The 18,900-nt window shown below is 71.5% G+C and carries 13 protein-coding genes; 10 read left to right on the forward strand and 3 right to left on the reverse strand.

Annotated features, from left to right (window positions below):
- The first annotated feature begins 71 nt into the window (after nt 1-71).
- Genes ACIBHY_RS11400 through ACIBHY_RS11410 form a run of 3 tightly spaced genes read left to right on the forward strand, consistent with a single transcriptional unit; the run spans nt 72 to nt 2,328 of the window.
- Nucleotides 72-1,517: an alpha/beta fold hydrolase gene (locus tag ACIBHY_RS11400; protein ID WP_397306632.1), complete on the forward strand. Its 1,446-nt coding sequence runs from the start codon at nt 72-74 to the stop codon at nt 1,515-1,517.
- Nucleotides 1,518-1,528: 11 nt separating this feature from the next.
- Nucleotides 1,529-1,981, forward strand: coding sequence for a hemerythrin domain-containing protein (locus tag ACIBHY_RS11405; RefSeq protein ID WP_397306633.1), 453 nt, complete (start codon nt 1,529-1,531; stop codon nt 1,979-1,981).
- On the forward strand, nt 1,978-2,328 hold the full coding sequence (locus tag ACIBHY_RS11410; RefSeq protein ID WP_397252388.1) for a nucleotide pyrophosphohydrolase: 351 nt from the start codon (nt 1,978-1,980) through the stop codon (nt 2,326-2,328). The genes ACIBHY_RS11405 and ACIBHY_RS11410 overlap by 4 nt, the downstream gene beginning before the upstream one ends.
- Before the next feature lie 508 nt (nt 2,329-2,836).
- Here ACIBHY_RS11410 and ACIBHY_RS11415 read toward each other — a convergent pair.
- On the reverse strand, nt 2,837-4,939 hold the full coding sequence (locus tag ACIBHY_RS11415; protein WP_397252389.1) for an ATP-dependent RecD-like DNA helicase: 2,103 nt from the start codon (nt 4,937-4,939) through the stop codon (nt 2,837-2,839).
- 55 nt (nt 4,940-4,994) lie between these two features.
- On the opposite strand from ACIBHY_RS11415, the gene ACIBHY_RS11420 reads away from it, so the two are divergent.
- From ACIBHY_RS11420 to ACIBHY_RS11445, 6 genes are all read left to right on the forward strand, one after another.
- A complete protein-coding gene (locus ACIBHY_RS11420) occupies nt 4,995-5,855 on the forward strand; it encodes a 3-methyladenine DNA glycosylase (protein WP_397252390.1) in 861 nt (286 codons plus the stop codon).
- Nucleotides 5,856-5,903: 48 nt separating this feature from the next.
- Complete coding sequence (locus ACIBHY_RS11425) at nt 5,904-6,680, forward strand: SDR family oxidoreductase (protein WP_397252391.1); 777 nt, start codon at nt 5,904-5,906, stop codon at nt 6,678-6,680.
- Between the two features lie 16 nt (nt 6,681-6,696).
- The gene (locus ACIBHY_RS11430) at nt 6,697-8,055 is read left to right on the forward strand and encodes a pyridoxal phosphate-dependent decarboxylase family protein (RefSeq protein WP_397306634.1); all 1,359 of its coding nucleotides are present in this window, start codon (nt 6,697-6,699) and stop codon (nt 8,053-8,055) included.
- Between the two features lie 59 nt (nt 8,056-8,114).
- Nucleotides 8,115-10,946, forward strand: a complete 2,832-nt coding sequence (locus ACIBHY_RS11435) for an alpha-L-fucosidase (RefSeq protein ID WP_397306635.1) — start codon at nt 8,115-8,117, stop codon at nt 10,944-10,946.
- Nucleotides 10,947-10,967: 21 nt separating this feature from the next.
- Nucleotides 10,968-12,644 (forward strand): glycosyl hydrolase family 28-related protein, encoded by a 1,677-nt coding sequence (locus ACIBHY_RS11440; RefSeq protein WP_397306636.1) that lies wholly within the window; start codon nt 10,968-10,970, stop codon nt 12,642-12,644.
- Between the two features lie 118 nt (nt 12,645-12,762).
- Entirely contained in the window at nt 12,763-14,598 is a 1,836-nt protein-coding gene (locus tag ACIBHY_RS11445) for a family 10 glycosylhydrolase (protein WP_397306637.1), read from the forward strand.
- 4 nt (nt 14,599-14,602) lie between these two features.
- On the opposite strand, the gene ACIBHY_RS11450 is transcribed toward ACIBHY_RS11445, so the two are convergent.
- Nucleotides 14,603-15,244 (reverse strand): cupin domain-containing protein, encoded by a 642-nt coding sequence (locus ACIBHY_RS11450; protein WP_397252396.1) that lies wholly within the window; start codon nt 15,242-15,244, stop codon nt 14,603-14,605.
- Nucleotides 15,245-15,451: 207 nt separating this feature from the next.
- Between ACIBHY_RS11450 and ACIBHY_RS11455 the strand changes: the two genes are divergently transcribed.
- Nucleotides 15,452-17,362 (forward strand): M14 family metallopeptidase, encoded by a 1,911-nt coding sequence (locus ACIBHY_RS11455; protein ID WP_397252397.1) that lies wholly within the window; start codon nt 15,452-15,454, stop codon nt 17,360-17,362.
- Between the two features lie 44 nt (nt 17,363-17,406).
- On the opposite strand, the gene ACIBHY_RS11460 is transcribed toward ACIBHY_RS11455, so the two are convergent.
- Entirely contained in the window at nt 17,407-18,891 is a 1,485-nt protein-coding gene (locus tag ACIBHY_RS11460) for a sodium:solute symporter family protein (protein WP_397306638.1), read from the reverse strand.
- Nucleotides 18,892-18,900: the final 9 nt, after the last annotated feature.

The following is an 18,900-nucleotide window of genomic DNA, read 5'->3' on the forward strand; positions in this document are numbered from 1 at the left end:
GTATTTCGGCTGATCCGCGGGGTGCTGGTGTTCCTGGAGTATCCATCGGGAACACGAAAGAAAGGCCCCCAGTGCGTATCCGTACCGCCCTCGTCCTGCTGACCCCGCTGGTGGCCGTGGCCGCCTGCGGCACCGCCGCCACCACGGCCAAGCCCCAGCCGAGCGCGCCCGCCGCGGCCTGGCGTCCGTGTCCCGGCGGCGAGGGGGTCGAGTGCGCTGACGTCACGGTCCCGCTCGACTGGAGCCGGCCGGGCGGCCCGGTCATCGAGATCGCCGTGGCCCGCAGGAAGGCGCCCGTGTCCGAGGGCACGATCGTGTACCTGCCCGGCGGCCCCGGTCAGCCGGGCGTCGAGATGCTCATCGGGAGCAAGAAGTTCGGCGGGCTCGAACGCCGCCACGACATCGTCAGCATCGACCCGCGCGGCGTCGGCGCCAGCAGCCCGCTCACCTGCCCGGCCGCGCAGGTCATGGCGCTCGGGCCGGAGCGCCTCCCCACCACCGACGCCCAGTTGCGCGAACTGCGTCAGGCCTCCGCCGCCCTCGCCGAGGCGTGCAGAAAGGCCACCGGGCCCGCGTTCGACCACCTCGACAGCGCCAGCGCCGCCCAGGACCTCGACCGGGTCAGGCAGGCCATCGGAGCCGACAAGATCACGATCTACGGTCACTCGTACGGCACGCTGCTCGCCCAGGAGTACGCCGCCAGGTTCGGGCAGCGGTTGCGCGGAGCCGTACTGGATGGAGTGATGGACCACAGCCTGGACCGGCGGACCTTCACCGTCAGCGCGGCCAGGGCGCTGGAGGAGTCCTTCGGGCAGTTCGTGACGTGGTGCGCCAAGGACAAGACGTGTGAGGTGGACGATCCGGTCGCGGCCTACCGGCGGGTGCTCGCCAAGGCGGAACGCGGCAAGCTGGGCGAGGACGAGAACGGGCGGGCGTGGACGCCGTACACGGTGACCGCGACGATCGACGCGATGCTGTTCACGCCGTCGTGGCCGGCCGTGGGCCTGTTCCTGAACACACTCGACAAGGGCAGGCCGTGGCGGACCGACGGCGACGACACCCTCCCCAAACGGATCAACCACGCCGACCCGATCGTCTGCCAGGACTACGCGATGGCCTACCGCGACGCCGCCGAGATCAAGGCCGACCTCGCCGCCGCGGCCGCCGTCGCGCCGACCGTCCGCTACTCGCCGAACGCGATGAAGGCGGTCCTGACCTGCCAGGGCTGGCCCGCGCCGGTCAAAAACCCGCAACACCCGCCCACGTCCGGGGCGACCACGCCACTGCTGCTCCTGCAGAGCCGCTACGACAACGCCACCCCGGTCACCTGGGCCTCGAACGTGGCCAGGCACCTGGGGAAGCGGGCCCGCCTGACCGTGCTGCCCGACTGGACCCACGCCATGAAGCTCTACAACAAGGGCTGCCAGGCACGTTACGCCGCCGACTACCTGTCCTCGCTCAAGCTCCCGCCCGCGAGCCCGGCATGCACCGGCACGCCACCCGGCGTGACCCTCTAGGATCGGGGCCCGTGAACCAGATCGCCGCGTTCGGAACCCAGCTCATCGAGGTGCACGACTGGCTGAGGAGTGAGCTCGCACGGTTGCGCGAGGACCTGGAGTCCGGCGGACGCCCGGCCGACCTGCGCGCCCACTGCCTGGCGTTCTGTACGGCGGTGACCCGGCACCACACCGGCGAGGACGGCGTGGCCTTCCCCGCGCTCGCCGAAAGCCACCCGGAGTTGCGGCCCGTCATCGCGCAACTGGAGGAGGACCACCAGCTGGTGGCGCACCTCCTCGAACGCATCGAATCCCTGGACGGCAGCGACCCCGAGGCCGCCCTGTCCGAGCTGGACGGCCTGACCGCCATCCTGGAGTCACACTTCACCTTCGAAGAACGCAAGATCGTCGCCGCGCTTGATGCCCTTGACCTGCCTGAATGGCGGGACCATCGGCCCGACTACCTGGCGCGGGACGACTCGTGAGCACCGAGATCGAGGAACTGGCCGCCCGGTTCCGCACGTTCGTGGAGGCCCGGGACTGGGAGCAGTTCCACACCCCGAAGAACCTGGTGATGGCGCTGGCAGGGGAGGTGGGGGAACTGGTGGCCGAGTTCCAGTGGCTGGCTCCCGGCGAACCGCTGGATGAGGCGGCCATGGGGCGGGTGCGGGCTGAGCTTGGGGACGTCACCGGGTATTTGGTGCGGTTGGCGGACGTGCTCGGCGTGGACCTGATCGCCGACGCTCACGCCAAACTGGACCAGAGCGAGAAGCGATACGACGCCGACACCTACCGAGGCTCAGCCCGCAAAGCCCCACCCCTACCCCCTTAACCCCACCCGACCTCCTGCCCTTGGGCTTTCCACCCGGGCTTCCCGGCCCGGCTCCCTCCCGGGACTTCCTAGGCCTGCGACTCCGGCCCCCGGCCTGGCCTTCGGGCCTCGGCTCGCAGCCCGCGAAGCCTCCGCCGTGCGCCGCCGGCCCTGGCTCCGGGATTACCAGAGGTGTGTCCTGGACGTCTTCGGGGCGATAGAAGCTGGTGCCGCCTACCGTCTGGAGGTCGTTCTCTGGCAAGGCCGGTGATCTGGGTTTCGGGTGGCTGGAGCAACGCGGTTACCTCGTGGGCGACTGTTTCGGTGGGCACCGCCTTGCTGTACGCGCAAGCCGCGCCGGAGGCGCACGTGAGGGCGTCCGAGCGGAGCGAGGTCCATTGACCAGGGCGGGCTCCAACTGCCTGACCACTTGGCTGGGCAACGGGTGGGACCTAAAGAAAGAACGCCCGACCGAAGGGAGGCCCTTTGACCCAGGAAACGTGCGAAGCGAAGCGGAGCACCATGCCTTTCAGAGGCCCGCAGCCTCCAGCCGGGCCGTCAGGGTGGTGTTGCGGCGGTGGCCCAGGCGGTGGACGGCGAGGTCGAGGGCGTTGCGCTGGCCCACCAGGACCACCCAGGAACGTGCCCGGGTCACCAGCGTGTACAGCAGCCGCCGCCGTAGCATGATGCCGCCCGACTCGGCCACCATCGGGGCGACCACGAACGGGTACTCGCTGCCCTGTGCCCGGTGCACGCTGATCGCGTAGGCGTGGGTGAGGTCGTCGAGTTCGTCGAAGGTGTAGGTGACGAGGTCGCCGTCGTCGATCTGGACGTCGGCCTGGCGTTCCTCGGGGACGAGGCGGGTCAGGGTGCCGGTCTCGCCGTTGAAGACGCCTTTGTCGTAGTTGTTGCGGATGGGCATGACCCGGTCGCCCACGCGGAAGAGGGTGGCGCCGGACCAGTGTTCCGGCTTGTCGGCGGCGGCGGGGTTGCGGACCTCCTGGAGGCGGCGGCCCAGTTCGGCGGTGCCGGTGGTGCCTTTGCGCATGGGGGAGAGCACCTGCACCTGGGCGGGGGTGATCTGTTGTTTGCGGGGGATCGCCACCGTGGCCAGGTGGACCACCCGGTCGGCGATCGCCTCCGGGTCGTCGAGTTCCTCGAACCAGAAGCCGCCGCCGCCCGGCAGCGCGGGCAGGTCTCCGGCCCGGATGCGGTGGGCGGCCTTGATGATGGCGCTGCCCTCGGCCTGGCGGAAGACGCGGGTCAGGCGTACCCGGGGAATGCTTTCCACGGCGAGCAGGTCGGCGAGTACGCTGCCGGGACCCACGCTGGGCAACTGGTCGCTGTCGCCCACGAGCAGCAGGTGCGTGCCGGACGGCAGCGCCGCGGCCAGTCTGGTGGCCAGGCCCAGGTCGAGCATGGAGACCTCGTCGACCACGACGAGGTCGGCCCGCACGGGAGTCTCGTCGAACAGCGCGTCGGGGTCGGGTTCGTGGGCGAGCACGCGGTGGATGGTCATCGCGGGCAGCCCGGCCAGCTCCGACAGGCGTTTGGCCGCCTTGCCGGTGGGGGCGCAGAGCGTGACGGCGCCGCCCATCGCGCGTACGGTCGCCGCCAGGGCCTTGACCGTGTGGCTCTTCCCGCAGCCCGGCCCGCCCGTGAGGATCGACAGGGTGCTGGTCAGGGCCATGGTGACGGCGGCGCGCTGGTCGTCGTCGAGGCTTTCGTCCTCCTGGTAGGAGCGCAGGGTCAGCGTGGAGCGGGCGCGGGCCAGCCGGGCGAGTTCGGTGGTGAGCCTGAGCTCGCGGCTGTGGAGCTCCTTGGGGTAGACGGCGTCGGCCTCGCGCACGACGCGGCGCTCGGCGGTCAGCGCGTCGAGGCCCTGCCTGATGAGGTCCTCGTCCTGCTCGATGAGGTCGATGGTCTGGGTGACGAGCGCGGTGGGGGACAGGAAGCAGTGGCCGCCGCCGCTGGCCGCGGCGTCGAGCCGGTCGAGCAGCGCCGCCTGGATCCGCTGGGGACTGCTCTCCGGTACGCCGGAGCGCAACGCGATCCGGTCGGCGGTGGCGAACGCGATGCCCCTGACCCGGTCGATCAACTGGTAGGGGTCCTTGGCCAGCACCTCGCCCGACTCGGCGCCGAACACCTGGTAGATCTTGGCCGCGAGCAGCGGGCTGACCCCGAAGCCCTGGAGCACGACCATCAGCTCGGCGACCGCTTTCTGCTCCCGCCAGGCCTCGACGATCTGGGCCTGGCGGACGGGGCCGATGTTGATGACCTCGCGCAGGCGGCCGGGCTCGGCGTCGATGACGGTGAGGCTCTGCTCGCCGAAGTGCCCGACGATGGCCTGCGCCAGCCTCGGCCCGATGCCTCTGATCAGGCCGGATCCGAGGTAGAGCTGGATCGCGCGGATCGTCGACGGGGTGATCCGCTCGCAGCCGGTGACCGCGAAGCGGCGGCCGTGGCGCGGATGGTCCTCCCAGGCGCCCAGAAGCCTGACCGTTTCGCCGGGCTGCACCCCGCCCAGCGCCCGCCCGGCGGCCACGAACCCGGGCCGGCCGTCGCCGCTCATGCGGGCGACGGTGTAGGCGTCGTCACGCACGAAGACCAGCTGCTCGACGGACGCTTCCACGTCTCGAACATTAGGCCATGGCACCGACAGAGAACCGCACGCCTACCATGATGCGGTGGAGACGCTGGAGGAGCGGGAGTGGCGGCGGCGGGCCGAGGCGCACGAGCGCCGGGTCGACGCCTGGGTCGGGCCGCATCTGCGCAGGCGGCAGGAGCGCGAGACGCATCCGGTCGAGGACTTCCTGTTCAGCTACTACAGCTTCCGCCCGGCGAAGCTGCGCCGCTGGCACCCGGGCGCCGGGGTCGTGCTGCTGGGGGCCGAAGGGCTCGGGGCCGAGTACGTGGACGTCGAGGGCGGGCAGCGGCTGGACACGAAGGGCCTGCTGGACAAGCGGCTGGCCATGGTCGAGTGGACGGCGCGGCTGCTGGGGGCGACCGCCGGCCGTACCGGGCAGTTCGGGTGTTTCGGGATGCACGAGTGGGCGATGGTCTATCGCACCGATGCGGTACGGCACGCCAGGCAGCCCCTCAGGATGGCGCCCAAGGAGATCGCGGCGGTGGTGGAGGCGCGCGGGGTGCGTTGCAGCCACTTCGACGCGTTCCGGTTCTTCACGGAGGCGGCCAGGCCGCTCAACGTGCTGGAGCCCACCCGCGAACGGCAGGCCGAGATGGAGCAGCCCGGCTGCCTGCACGCGAACATGGACCTCTACAAGTGGGCCTACAAGCTGTCGCCGCTGGTGCCGAGCGAGCTGATCGCCGACTGCTTCGCGCTGGCGCGGGAGATCCGCGAGGTGGACATGCGAGCCAGCCCGTACGACCTGAGCGCGCTGGGCCACCGGCCGATCCCGATCGAGACGTCGGCGGGGCGGACCGAGTACGCCGCGCTGCAGCGGGGGTTCGCGGAGCGGGCGGCGCCTCTGCGCGCGCGGCTGCTGGGCGTGTGCGAGGAGCTGATGGCGATTGACGCCCCGGTGTGAGGAGAACTAGGTTCTGGATACCGGCTGGTCGGTACAGGAGCGTGGTGTATGCACATCAGGGGCAAGGTCGCCGTGGTCACCGGAGCGGCGGGCGGGATCGGGCGGGCGATGGCCTCGCGCTTCGCCGCGGAGGGTGCCGCCGGGGTCGTCGTCGCCGACCTGGACGGTGACGGCGCCGCCGCCGTGGCCAAGGAGATCGGCGAGCGGGCGGTAGCCGTACAGGCGGATGTGTCCGTCGAGAGCGAGGTGGCGGCGCTGGCGAGCACGCCCTTCGGGCCCGTCGACCTCTTCTGCTCCAACGCCGGCGTCATCGCCGGCCACGGGCTGGACGCGAGCGACGCGGAGTGGGGCACGTTGTTCGGGGTCAACGTCATGGCTCACGTGTACGCCGCTCGCGCCGTGGTGCCCGGCATGGTCGAGCGGGGCGGCGGCTACCTGGTCAACACCTGTTCGGCCGCCGGGCTGATCAGTTGCCCCGGCGACGCCCCCTACGCGGTCACCAAGGCGGCGGCGATCTCCTTCGCCGAATGGGTCTCCATCCACTACGCGGGCAAGGGCGTCAAGGTCAGCGTGCTGTGCCCGCAGGGCGTGCGGACCGGGATGCTCCGGCGCGGCGTCGAGGAGGACCACCTCACCGCGCGGGCGGTCGGCGCCTCCGGCCCGATCCTGGAGCCGGAGGAGGTCGCGGCCGCGGTCGTCGCGGGCGTCGAGGCCGAGCGGTTCTTCATCTTCCCGCACCCCGAGGTGCCCGAATACGTGCGGCGCAAGGCCGGCGACCCCGACCGGTGGCTGGCCGGGATGTCGCGGTTCGTGGAGTCGTTGTAGCGGATATGGTGCCCGGGTGGAGGAACTGAGCCGTCTGTTCCGCTTGGCCGCCGAGCATGGGGCCGGCTACCGCCGCTCACTGCCCGACCGGCCCGTCGGCGTGCCCGTCGACCAGGACGCGCTGGTCGAGGCGTTCTCCGGGGCGTTGCCCGACGGACCCACGCCGCCGGAGCGGGTGCTGGCCGAACTGCTCGCCGCCGCCGCGCCCGGCCTGGTCGCGAGCGCGGGGCCCCGGTACTTCGGGTTCGTGGTCGGCGGCGCCTTGCCGGCGGCGAGCGCGGCCGACATCCTCACCGCGGGCTGGGACCAGATGGCGACCAACGTCGTCTCCTCGCCCGCGGCCCTCGCGGCCGAGGCCGTCGCCGGGGGCTGGCTGAAGGAACTGCTGGGGATTCCCGCGTCGGCTTCGGTGGGGTTCGTCACGGGATGTCAGGCGGCCAACACCGTCGGCCTGGCCGCCGCGCGGCACCAGGTGCTCGCGGAGGCGGGCTGGGACGTGGAACGGCGCGGGCTGTCCGGCGCGCCGCCGATCCGGGTGCTGGCCGGAGCGGAGCGGCACGGGACGATCGACCGGTCGCTGCGGCTGCTCGGCCTCGGGACCGACGTGGTGGAACCGGTGCCGGCCGACGCGAACGGCGCCATAGACCTCGGGTCACTGCGGGAAAAGCTGCGCGCCGGTCCCCTCATCGTCTGTCTTCAGGCGGGCAACGTGAACACCGGCGCCTGCGACCGGCTCAGGGAGGCGTGCGAGCTGGTCCACCGGCACGGCGGGTGGGCGCACGTGGACGGGGCCTTCGGGCTGTGGGCGGCGGCCGGTCCTTCCATCCGGCACCTGGTGGACGGCTTGGAGCTGGCGGATTCGTGGGCCTGCGACGGGCACAAGTGGCTGAACCTTCCCTATGACTCGGGGTTCGCGTTCTGCGCCCGGCCCGAGGCGCACGGGGCGGCGATGTCCTACGCGGCCGCGTACCTGGTCGGGTCGGGGGGCGCGCCGGAGGGCGCGGACCTCACCGCGGAGTCCTCGCGGCGGGCCCGCGGGTTCGCGGTGTGGGCCGGGCTGCGGGAACTGGGGCGCGACGGGGTCGCGGCGCTGGTCGAGCGCTGCTGCGCTCTTGCTCGCCGGTTCGCCGACGGGCTGGGCGCGGCCGGGTTCGAGGTGGTCAACGACGTGGTGCTCAACCAGGTCCTGGTCGGGTTCGGCGACGACGCGCGTACGGAACGGGTGGTGGCGACGGTCCAGGCGGACGGCACGTGCTGGGTGGGTGGCACGACCTGGCGAGGACGGCGGCTGATGCGGATCTCGGTGGCGAACGCCACCACCACCGAGGCCGACGTGGACCGCTCGATCGCCGCGATCATCCGCGCCTCGGTATAGGCGGCCGCACGCTTGACCGCGTTGCAACCGCTTGCAATCATCGGATGTCTGGAGGTGCCATGCGATCTCGCGCACTCGCCGTCATCCTGGTCCTGTTATCCGGCCTGCTCTGGGCCCTGCCTGCCCGGGCGGAGGTCGAGCATCCGCGTCAGAAGTGGATGCGCGACTCCACCGCCGGGCTCTTCCTTCACTGGGGCATGTTCACCGCCCCCCGCCACCTCGACTGCGCGGCCTGGGAGCGCGACGTCACCGGGGGTGGCTGGACCGCCGACTACTGGGTGGACGAGGCGCGCAAGCTCGGCGCCTCGTACATCGTGCTCGCGACCTTCCACAGCAGACTCGGGTACGCCCGCCCGTGGCCGTCCAAGATCCCCGGAAGCTGTGCCACGGAGCGCGACCTGCTCGGCGAGCTGGTGGCGGCCGGCAAGGCCAAGGACGTGCGGATCATCCTCTACATGACCGACGACCCGCAGTGGCACAGCGAGCAGGGCGTGCGGACCCTCGACTCGGCCGCCTACTCCGCCTACAAGGGCCGGCAGGTGGACCTGACCACGCGCGACGGCTTCGGCATGTATTCCTACGACCTGTTCTTCGAGGTCATGGAGAACTACGCGGACCTGGCCGGCTTCTGGATCGACAACGACAACGCCTACTGGGAGCGCAACCGGCTCTACGAGCAGATCAGGGAACGGCGCCCGTCCTGGTTGCTGAGCAACAACAACGAGGACACGCCGATCATGGACACGGTCAGCAACGAGCAGAAGACCGGCATGACCCCGTCCTACGACTACCCGCAGGCCGTGTGGACGCCGATGCCGCGCCTGGTCGAGGCCGACTACAAGCTGCCGACCACCGGCCAGTGGTGGTACGACGGCGGCGACCACCCCGTCGACACCCGGCTCAGCACCGGCCGCTACATCACCAACGCGGGCTCGTCCATGAAGTCGCTCATGGCCGAGACCCCGATGGTCAACGGGAGGTTCCCGCCCCAGCAGGAGGCGTTCAACAACTTCATGGCCGGTTGGGTCCCGCCCATCCGCTCCGCCCTCTACGGCACCGAGGGCGGCGGCTACATGTACGGCGGCATGCGGCCGGGCTTCTGGAACGACGGGGCGCACGGGGTGATCACGGTGGAGCCGGGCGCCCGCACCCAGTACGTCCACGTGGTGACCCGCCCCCGCACCGACCACGTACGGCTGCGCGACAACGGCTACCGGGTCACCCGCGTCAGCGACCTGCGTACCGGCAGGAGCCTGCGCTTCCACCAGTCGGCAGGACACCTGACGATCCTGGGCGTCACCGACTGGGACCCGTACGACACCGTCTTCAAGGTCGAGACAGCGGGCCGGCGCTTCTACCACGACAAGATCCGCGCCACCGCCCCAGAACTCGTCGACGGAAATTTCTCGACCTACTGGGATAACAAGGGCCAGCTCCCTGCCTCCACCACCCTCGACCTGGGCCGCCGCCGCGCCCTCACCTCGCTGGCGGTCAACCAGCGTGAAGGGTCGCCCACCTACGCCCGCGAGAGCTTCGGCCGTCCCGAGGACTCCGCGCGCGTCAAGGACTACCGCGTCTTCCTGAGCTCCGACGGCAAGACCTGGGGCGGCCCCGTACGCTCCGGCGCCCTGCCCAGCGCCCGCGGCGTGCAGTTCATCGACCTCGGCGAGCAGAGCGCCCGCTACGTCAAGCTGGAGGTGCTCAACACCTGGGGCGGCCCGCAGGCCCCGCGCTACCACCGCCAGGTGCAGATCGACGAGATCAAGGTCGCCTACGCGCACCCGTTCTCGGCCGGCCCCGCCGCGCCCCTGGAGGCCGAGCACGCCGACCGCGCCCGCGGCGCCCGGCCCGACCTGTGCCGCACCTGCTCCGGCCACGCCCGGGTCACCGGCCTGCGGCACGGCACGCTGACCTTCGACGACGTGACGGCGCCCGAGGACGGGACCTACCGGCTGCAGCTCGACCACACCTCCGGCACGGACACCTCGGTGAGGGTCGCGGTGAACGGGGCCGCGCCCGTCGAGGTCCCGGTCAAGGCCGACGCCGAGGACGTGCCGGTCTCGACGGCGCTGGCCGTACCGCTCAAGAAGGGCGCGAACACGATCGTGCTGTCGGCGAGCGCGGCCGGGATCGACCGGATCGCGGTCGCGCCCCTGCCGCCCGCCTCCCAGGTCCCGACCACGACGCTGACCGTCGAGCCGGGCGGGCTGCAGTGGGCGGGTCCGGGTCAGCAGGCGATCAAGGTCTCGGCCACGCTGCGCCTGGACGCCGACGACCAGCTCGACCAGGTCAGGCTGGCGCCGGCGGCCCCGCAGGGCTGGACGGTCCAGGGCGACCCGGCGACCGCGGCCACGCTGCGGCTCGGCCAGACGCTGTCGGCGACCTGGACGCTCACCTCGCCGCCCGGCCAGGACGTCACCGCGGCCGACATCCCGATCACCGCGGCCTTCCAGGTGCTCGGCCGCCCCGCCCAGACCTCCAAGCAGGTCCGGGTACGGCCCCGCCCGGCCGACCGGGTATGGATGCGCGAGGCCGAGGACTCGGCCAACCAGCTCGGCAGCTCCGGAATCACCGGCTGCGGCCCGTGCTCAGGCGGGCAGAAGGTGCGCAATCTGGGCGGAGGACCCGACGCGTACGTGCTGTTCGAGAACGTGAGCGTGCCCTCGGCCGGGACCTACACGCTGTTCGCCGACTACACGGTCAACGGTCCCCGGTCGTTCTTCGTCACCGTCAACGGCGGCACGCCGGTCGAGGTCCAGGTGGACGGCGTCGGCAACAACACGCCCTACACCACCCGGGTCCCGGTGACCCTCGGCGCCGGGCAGAACACCATCAAGATCCACAACGACACCGGTTCCGCACCCGACCTGGACCGGCTCTCGCTCGGCTGACCCACCCGGAGGAGCACCGCCATGCACGACACCGTGACCCGCCGCGCCCTGCTGGGCGTGGCGGTGGCCGCCGCGGCGGTCCCCGCACTCGCCACCCCGGCCCGAGCGGCCTTATCCGAGGAAGACCGCGGGCCCAAGGACGACTCGGCCGCGCTCCTGGAGCAGTGGGCGCAGGCGCCCGGCGCGCACCCGCTCGTCCCCGACGTCTCCCGCGCCGGCTACCGCCTCGGATCCAGGCTGCCCAGGCACGGGCGCGTGGTGACGAAGGTGACCGACCACGGCGCCAAGGCCGACGGGAGCACCGACTGCGCCCCGGCCTTCGACGCCGCGCTCAGGGCGGCCGGGGAGCGGGGCGGCGGCGTCGTGCTGGTGCCGCCGGGCACGTACCTGCTGAACTCCCCGGTCTTCATGCACTGGTCGAACGTGGTTCTGCGTGGCTCGGGCCGGGACCGGACGATCCTGCGCTTCGCCAGGAGTCTCGACGACGGCTACCGGCCCGCCCGCCAGTCGAACGGCAACAGCCGCTGGTCGTGGACGGGTGGCCAGGTGTGGTTCATCTCGCCGGAGCGCCGGGCGCTGTCGGAGTCGGAGGACTTCGCCGGCACCGAGAACTGGCTGATGGGCGAGACGCTCGCCGAGGTGTCGGCGGCCACCCGCGGCGCGCGCACGCTCGTGGTCTCCGGCACCGCCAAGCTCCGCGCGGGCGACATGGTGCTGCTGGAGACCGAGAACCGGCCCGACGCGGGGCTGCTGAAGCACCTGGCCGGCGACATCCCGGGCACCCGGGCCTATGACTGGCCGCGCCGCGCGCCGCAGCTGGTGACCGGATCCGGCGGGCAGTACGTGCAGTACGCGTCCTTCCAGTGGCCGGTCAGGGTGGCGGCCGTCCTGGGCCCGCGCATGGTCAGACTGGCCGAGCCGATCCGTTACGACCTGCGCCCGGAATGGCCGGCCCGGCTGCGCGCCCTGGGCCCGACCGTGCACGACAGCGGCGTCGAGCACCTGACCATACGCAACGCCGTCGTCCCGATGACCGCCCACAACCGGCACCCCGGCTCCAACGGCGTCTGCTTCCAGGCGGTGCACGACTGCTGGGCCCACGACGTCCGGGTGGAGAACTGCGACCTCGGCTTCGGCTTCACCACGGCCAAGTCGAACACGCTCAGCCGCGTGGCCGTGGGCGGCCGGGCCGCGCACCACAGCTTCGCCTGCCGGATGCAGTCGCACGACAACCTGGTCGAGGACTTCGAGATCGAGGCCTTCACCGTCCCCGTGCCCGCGGGCGCCGTGCACCACGGCCTCAACCTGGAGGGGCTGTCCTCCGGCAACGTCTGGCGGCGCGGCACCATGGCCGAGGGCACCTTCGACACCCACCGCGGCCTGCCGTTCGAGAACGTCAGGACCGACATCACCCTGGTCAACAACGGCCGGGTCGGGGGCTCGGGCGCCTCGGGGCCGTTGTTCGGCGCGCGCATCGCCCACTGGAACGTCCGCATCATCGGCGGCAGCCCGTACGCCCTGACGATCGCCGACGTGGCACCGCGCAGCGTGTCGATCGGCATCCAGGGCGCGAGCGGCGGCAGCGAGCTCACCCCCGACTTCACCGGTGACCTGGAGGCCTTCCAGGGCGATCACGGGGTACGGCCGCGCGTCCAGGACCTTTACCAGGCGCAGCGGGAGATTATTGACAGGGACTGATAGGGAGAAGAAGCTTTCTTTCGTGACGACAGGTCGTGGTGTCTTAGCCGTCCTTGCCCTCCTTCTCACGTCCCTCCTCAACCCGGCGCCAGCCGCGGCGGCAGCCGTGGCGTGCGCCGTGGATCCGGCCACGCCCAAGCGGCAGTTCCGCGCGATGTGGGTGGCCAGCGTCGCCAACATCGACTGGCCCAGCGCCACCGGGCTGAGTGTGGCGGCGCAGCAGGCCGAGTTCCGCTCATGGCTGGACCTGGCGGTGCAGAAGCGGATGAACGCCGTCGTGGTGCAGGTCAGGCCGACGGCGGACGCGTTCTGGCCGTCGCCGTTCGAGCCGTGGTCGAACTGGCTGACCGGGACGCAAGGGGGCAACCCCGGCTACGACCCCATGGCCTTCATGGTGGCCGAGGCGCATGCCAGGAACCTGGAGTTCCACGCCTGGTTCAACCCGTACCGGGTCGCCAACCACGCCGACCCTAACCGCCTCATCTCCACCCATCCGGCCAGGAAGAACCCCGGCTGGCGCTTCGCGTACGGCGGCAAGCTCTACTACAACCCCGGCATTCCCGCCGTGCGGTCCTTCATCCAGGACGCGATGATGGACGCGGTCACCAAGTACGACGTGGACGGCGTGCACCTGGACGACTACTTCTATCCGTATCCGGTCAGCGGGCAGGCGATCCCCGACTCGGCCACGTTCGCGCAGTACCCCAACGGCTTCACCAACATCAACGACTGGCGGCGCGACAACGTCAACCTGCTGATCAAGGAGCTGGGCCGGCGCATCCACGCGGCCAAGGCGCACGTGCGGTTCGGCGTCAGCCCGTTCGGCATCTGGCGGAACGCGGGCGCGGACCCGCTGGGCTCCAACACCTCCGGCCTGCAGTCCTATGACGCGATATATGCGGACTCGCGGCGGTGGGTGAAGGAAGGCTGGCTCGACTACATCACCCCCCAGCTCTACTGGCACATCGGCTACAACGTCGCCGACTACAAGGTGCTGACCGCCTGGTGGGCCGGCGTCGTCAGGGGCACGGACGTGCAGCTCTACGTGGGCCAGGCCGCCTACCGCGCCGGCGTCGACCCCGCCTGGCAACGCACCGCCGAACTGTCGGACCACCTCACCTACAACCGCCAGCATCCCGAGGTACGCGGCGACGTCTTCTTCAGCGCCAAGGACGTCAAGGCCAACCGGATCAACAGCGTCTCCACGATGACCGCCGCCCACTACACCAAGCCCGCCCTCCTGCCCGAGCACGGTTCGGCGGCGGCGCCGGGCGCACCGTCGATCACCTCGGCCACCCGCGGCGGCGGCGGCGTGGCGCTCGCCTGGCAGGGCGGCGGCACCGCCTACGCCGTCTACCGGGTGAACGGCTCGCCCGCCGCCGACCCGTGCTTCTTCGCCGACGCGCGCAACCTGCTGATTACCACCCGCGCCACCACGTTCACCGACGCCACCGCCGCGGCCGGCAGCACGTACACCTATTACGTGAGCGCGCTCAACCGGACCCACCAGGAGAGCGGCCAGAGCGCGGGCCGGGTGGTGACCGGGGGCGACGGCGGCACGTTCAGCGTCATCGTCGACAACGCGGGCGCCGGATTCACCGCCGGGGCGAACTGGGGCACCTCAACCTTCTCCGCGCAGCGTCACGGCGCCGACTACCGGTACGCCCCGCCGGTGGCGGCCAGCGACCCGGCGTGGTTCAGCGCGGCGATCCCGGCGGCGGGCAGCTACCGGGTCGAGGTCTGGTATCCGGCGGATCCGGGCTACAACAGCGCCACGCCGTACCTCGTCGCGGGGCAGACCATCAGGGTCGACCAGCGGACGGGCGGCGGGACGTGGCGCGGCCTCGGCACCTTCACGCTGCCCGCGGGCACCGCGAACGTCGTCGGCGTCAGCAGGTGGACCTCCACCACCGGCTACGTGATCGCGGACGCGGTGCGGATCACCAAGGTCTGACCGCTCAGTAGGCGCGCAGGTGGCCGCACATGCCCAGGCGCGGCTCCGGCACGGCGGCCGACACCCCGGCCGCGGCGAGCAGCGTGCTCTCGCCGCGGCCGAGGTGGTCGAGCCGCACGGCGGTCTGCCGCGTCTGCGCCAGGATGCGCGACTCCCACAGCTCACGCCAGCGCGCCACCTTCGGCGCCACCAGGTGTACGGCGAGGGCGTGCAGCTCGGCCAGCGCCTGCGGGCCTTCGGCCCGGACCCGCTCGCGCCAGACCTCGAAACCCCGGACCGCCAGATCCCTGCGATCCGGGTCCGGGGGCAGCGCCGCGGCCCGCGCGTAGGCCTCCCGGGAGGCCAGGATCTCCTCGGGGAAGATCATGACGGCGTCACCGGCCTCGGGCAGCCCGGCGTTCTCCATGACGACGAGGATCTCCAGCTCACCGAGCACCCGGTGGACGGTGCCCGGCGTGAACCACACCACCGTGCCCGGCTCCAGCGGGTGCTCGCCGTACCCCTGGGCGCTGAGGGTGGCGAGCGTGCCCTCGCCCTTCAGCACCACGTAGCCCTCGGTGGATGCGGTGTGGAGATGAGGGGAGCCGCCACAGTCGTAAGGGCGCAGGTGGGAAAGGCCGACCGCGCCCGGGAAACCGTTTTCCATGGCGTCCATACAAGCACGCGAGCCTTGCCGGGCGTGCCGCCGCGGCTTTCAATGATCTCCTAGGCTGATCTAGGAGGAGCCGTGCGTGGCTTACGTGTGTCAGCAAGTGTCCTCGCCTTAACCCTGTTAGCCGTTCTGTCCGCGACCCCTGCCGTGCCCGCCGCCGTGACGGCGGCGCCCCCGGCGGAACCGGAACCCGCCTCCCTCATGACCCTCTCGGTCCCCGACCGCGCGACCCTCGAACGCCTGGTCGCCCAGGGCACCGACCTCACCGAGCGGGTACGCCCGCAACCGGACGGCAGCATCCGTGCCGACGCCGTCCTCACCCCGAGCCAACTGGCCGAACTCCGGCCGCTCGGCGTCGCCAAGGCCGACCCGGCCGCCCCCGCTCCCGCCCCGCCCCAGGCCAAGGGCGCCGCCGTCGCCGACCAGATCGTGATCGAGCGCGCCGTCTTCTGGAAGACCCGCGACGGCTACTTCCTGTCGGTCGAGGCGACCAGCAGCGCGGGCGGGCCCGCCGTGCTGACCGCCGCCTGGCGCGGCTCCCGAGGCAGCGGCGGCCAGGTGCCGATGGTCGCGTACGTGGACGCGGGCGCCTATCTCGGGCACCAGTTCGCGACGCCGTCCCCGGTCGCGAGCCGCCCGCAGTGGGTCACCGTCACCTCGGCCGGCGGCGGCACCGCGCAGGCCCGGGTCAAGGAATGGCCCGACGGCGAACGGCCCGACCGTAACGTGCCCGGATACCAGAAGGACTTCGTCACCCAGTACATGCCGCCCGACCAGCTCAACGAGCGCGTACGGGCGCTGCACCGGCGATATCCCCGCCTGACCGACATCATCGCCCTGCCCAACAGGACGAACGGCTACCGCCGCCACGCCCAGGGGCAGTTCGGGACCGTGGTGGTCACCTCGCTGGCCTACGGCTCCGAAGGCGGCAACGACCTGGCCGTGGAGCTGGTGGACCCGGGCGCGCCCGACCGCCCGCTGCGGGTGACCGTCAACGGCAAGATCATCTCGGTGAGCCTCGCCACCGGGCCCACCGGCGCGCTCGCCAGTACCGCGGCCCAGGTCGTCGCCGCGATCAACGCGGGCGCCGGAACGCTGGTCAAGGCGGCGCCGTACCGCAACGACCCGGGGACGGGCGTGGTGGCGGCCGCGGCGCTCACCCAGCTGACCGACTTCCTGAAGGCGCCGGCGAGCGTCTCGCGCAAGCCCGCGACGGTGCTGGCGCTGCGCGTCGGCGAGCGGCGGGACGGCTCACGCACCGGCGTGCTCGCCTACGCCCAGGAGCACGCCCGTGAATGGGTGACCCCGCTGGTCACGATCGAGGCGGCCGAGCGGCTGCTGCGCAACTACCATCGCGACCCGGCCACCCGCAGGCTGCTGAGCCGCACGGACATCTTCATCGTGCCGACGGTCAACCCGGACGGCGCCAACTACAGCTTCTACGACTTCAACCTGCAGCGGAAGAACATGGTCAACCACTGTCCCGCGCAGCAGGCCGACCCGGCCCTGCGCAACACGTGGGGCGTGGACATCAACCGCAACTACGCCTCCGGCTCGCTGTTCGACGGCTACTTCGGCGCCTCCACGAACTGCCAGAGCGGCAATTTCGCGGGCCCCGCCGAGCACTCCGAGGCCGAGAGCCGCAACGTGATCTGGCTGGCCAAGACCTTCCGCAACATCAAGTTCGCGCTCAACGTCCACAGCTACGGCGGCTACTTCATGTGGCCGCCCGGCGCCTACAAGCTCGACGGCCGAGTCCCGCTGCCCCGGCCGAGCGCCGGCGAGGAGGCCTACTTCCTCAAGTCGGCGCGGACGATCGAGGAGGCCATCGCCTCCTCGCGCGGCACCGTGACCTGGCCGCAGCAGACGGGCCCGGTCACCGACGTGCTGTACTCGGCGGCGGGCAACTCCGCCGACGAGCTCTGGTACGACTACGGCGTCTACGGCTGGGACTTCGAGGTCGGCAGCGACATCTGGGACCCGGTCACGAAGACGTGGCAGGGAGTCGGCTTCCAGCCGCCCTTCGAGGAGGGGCATCAGGAGGCGCTGGAGTTCGCCACCGGGCTCATCAGCCTGATCGGCGTCGCGGCCGACTACCGGCGTAAGGATTGAGGCACGGGTGCCCGCTCCGTCGAGGGGCGGGCACCGCGCCCTGATCACGCGCGGGCGCTGACCTCCGCCTCGTCGCCCAGCGAGTCCACGAGCTCGTCGGCCTTCTGGCCGCGCCACGGCAGCAGGAGGCCGACGAGCACGAACACCGCCAGCGAGCACAGCACCGGCCCGCCGACCTCCACCCACCGCGGAACCACCACGACATACTTGACCAGCGCGAACACGACCAAGCCCGTGGCCCACGAGGCGATCGCCGCGAACGGCCCGCAACGCCGGAAGGCCGGCAGCATGCCCAGCAGCATCGGGATCGCGATCGGCCCGACCAGCGCCCCGAACCACAGGATGATCAGCCCGAGCACCCCGCCGAAGCTGTCGGCGGTCAGCGCGATGCCCATCGACAACGCGATGAACAGGAACGTCGCGACCCGCCCCGCCAGCAGTTCCTTGGCCGAGGACAGGTGACCGGCGCGCTTCCAGACCGCGGGGACGATGTCGCGGATCACCACGGACGAGATCGCGTTGGCGTCGGAGGAGGTCATGGCCATCGTGTGCGCGAACATCCCGGCCAGCACCAGCCCGATCAGGCCGCTGGGCAGCAAGGACTGGGTGAGCAGTGCGTACGACTGGTCCGGCTGCGCCAGCCCCGGCAGCAGCACCGGCGCCGCCCACATCGGGAAGAACAGCACCAGCGGCCAGACCAGGTACAGCCCGGCCGACAGCAGCGCCGCCCGGCGCGCCGAGGCCCCGTCGGGCGCGGCGATGAAACGCTGGGCCAGGTTCCAGGTGCCGCCGTTGTAGGACAGCGTGTTGATCAGCAGGTAGACCATGACGAACGCCATCGTGTACGAGCCGTTGAACGGCTGCCCGTGCCCCTCCGGCAGCCGGTCCCACAGCGTCCAGATCGCCGGTACGCCGCCCAGCTTCGCCAGCACCGCCACGAACAACGTGATCCCGGCGACGAGCTGGATGACGAACTGCCCCAGGTCGGTCAGCGCGTCCGCCCACAGCCCGCCGATCGTCGAGTAGATCAGCGTCACGCCGCCGGTCAGCAGCACACCCCACGCGATCGGCACCCCGGCGAACACCTGCAGCAGCAGCGCCGTCGCCGCCCACTTGGCGCCCACGTCGAAGACCTTCAGCGCGGTGCCGCTCCACGCCAGCACCTGCTGCGTGGGCACGTTGTAGCGCGTGGACAGGTACTCCAGCGGCGAGATGATGCCCAGCCGCCGCCGCAGCCTCGGCCAGCGGGGCGCGAACAACGCCGACCCGATCAGCATCGCGATCGTGATGCCCAGCGCCCACCAGACGTAGAGGGTGAAACCGGCCGTGTAGGCGATGGCGGCGTTGCCGACGAACACCGCTGCGCTGTAGCCGGACATGTGGTGCGAGATGCCGGACAACCACCACGGCATCCGGCCGCCTGCGGTGAAGAAGTCCCTGGCGTCGTGGACGCGGGACTTGGCCCACCATCCGATCGCCAGCATGACGAGGAAGTATCCGCAGATGACCAACCAGTCGAGCACGCCCATGGAGGCTCC

It is taken from the genome of Nonomuraea sp. NPDC050547 (assembly GCF_044457345.1).
GTDB lineage: Bacteria > Actinomycetota > Actinomycetes > Streptosporangiales > Streptosporangiaceae > Nonomuraea.